This window comes from Enterobacter sp. Lyrl_3, assembly GCF_051948675.1.
In the GTDB taxonomy this organism is placed as follows: domain Bacteria; phylum Pseudomonadota; class Gammaproteobacteria; order Enterobacterales; family Enterobacteriaceae; genus Enterobacter; species Enterobacter cloacae.
Genome location: NZ_JAYJLI010000055.1, coordinates 1 through 1,189, shown reverse-complemented (window position 1 = coordinate 1,189; position 1,189 = coordinate 1). Strand labels below are relative to the sequence as shown.

Genomic DNA, 1,189 nt, shown 5'->3' with positions numbered 1-1,189 from the left:
GTCGAACAGTGCACCAGAATGCCGGATGGTTATGATGATGAATCTCGATACGCTGGAGGCTGCACGTAATGCACAACGTATTGAAAACGCGTTGCAGGCTATTAGCGTCGCTATTGCCGGTGCATGGCAAACGGTGACCGGCGTCGAGCACGATGCCATCACCAGCATGACGCCGATGATTATCAACCGCTCTGTTCGCGGAGCCTTCACGACACCATTTAACCAGCTTAAGGCACTGGTTCAGGCGATGCAGGCTCCCGTCGCGACAGCACGGACAGGGATAGCGGGTTAACGCGTACATTGTTTACCAGCCGGTGAGCTGGTCTGCAGAGACTGGCGGCGATGATCAGATGCCCCCCCGAAAGCACTTCATCATCTATCTGAAGTGATCTCCGAGAATATTTCTGACAAGAACCGCAGCATGGTCACGGGCTTGCTGAATGATATCCTCTTTGTTGACAATTCTGCTGCAATGGACGCAAGTGATTCCGGTAGCATCATCAACATCGCTGATTTCGGTCCCACTGTGTACGGTGAGATCGTGGTTGCAGCCTGGGCACTTAAACGGAATGTTACTCAAGGGCGATAACCTTTTTTATTGACGAGCCTGGTTGCCAGACCGTAGCAACGACAGGGTCAATGTCGCAAGACTCATCTGACCCTGTCCCGAATCACCGTCGATGCGTGGATGTGGTCACCATCGCAGACGAAAAGCACGACATGTTTGAACGAATGGTACTGAACCGCACCGATAGCGTTTCCTCATCCGTCCGGCATTTGCTTTCACCGAACAGTAGAACCGCCAGCATCTTCTCCGGTAGTCCTGGCGATGAGTCACCGCCTTCATGATCTTGACCCGCCTTCACGACACTCTGCTCTGGTCGCCGGGAACAACCTGTAACGATACTTTTTTGCGCGAGATTGCCACCCTGTGTGAGTCTTTGAGACTGTTGTTTTATTTTTTACCAGGATGGGAAATGGACATGACACAACACACAACTGAAACCCCGCCGGACGGCGACAGCCAGCACGCTTCTGGCAGTGCGGAGACCGCTGCCAGCCTGGAGCGACAGGGAAACTATGGTGAAGCGGCCCGGTGGTGGCGGACGGCCGCTGATGCCACCAGGACCCCGGGCCAGCGACACTGGTATGAATGCCGGGCCAGCCTGTGCGAGCGTTATCACCAGGC

General features: G+C 54.8%; 3 protein-coding genes and 1 pseudogene. 3 read left to right on the top strand and 1 reads right to left on the bottom strand.

The annotated features are described in order from the left end of the window. A pseudogene (locus VF709_RS24845) lies at positions 1–292 on the top strand (DUF3296 domain-containing protein); the annotation flags it as partial. Positions 293–376: 84 nt separating this feature from the next. Here VF709_RS24845 and VF709_RS24840 read toward each other — a convergent pair. Further along, positions 377–580, bottom strand: coding sequence for an ECs_2282 family putative zinc-binding protein (locus tag VF709_RS24840; protein WP_417323399.1), 204 nt, complete (start codon positions 578–580; stop codon positions 377–379). Positions 581–639: 59 nt separating this feature from the next. On the opposite strand from VF709_RS24840, the gene VF709_RS24835 reads away from it, so the two are divergent. Next, on the top strand, positions 640–849 hold the full coding sequence (locus VF709_RS24835) for a hypothetical protein (protein WP_335265831.1): 210 nt from the start codon (positions 640–642) through the stop codon (positions 847–849). Positions 850–977: 128 nt separating this feature from the next. Beyond that, the coding region (locus VF709_RS24830; protein WP_440232472.1) for an ANR family transcriptional regulator at positions 978–1,189 on the top strand (212 nt) is incomplete at its 3' end.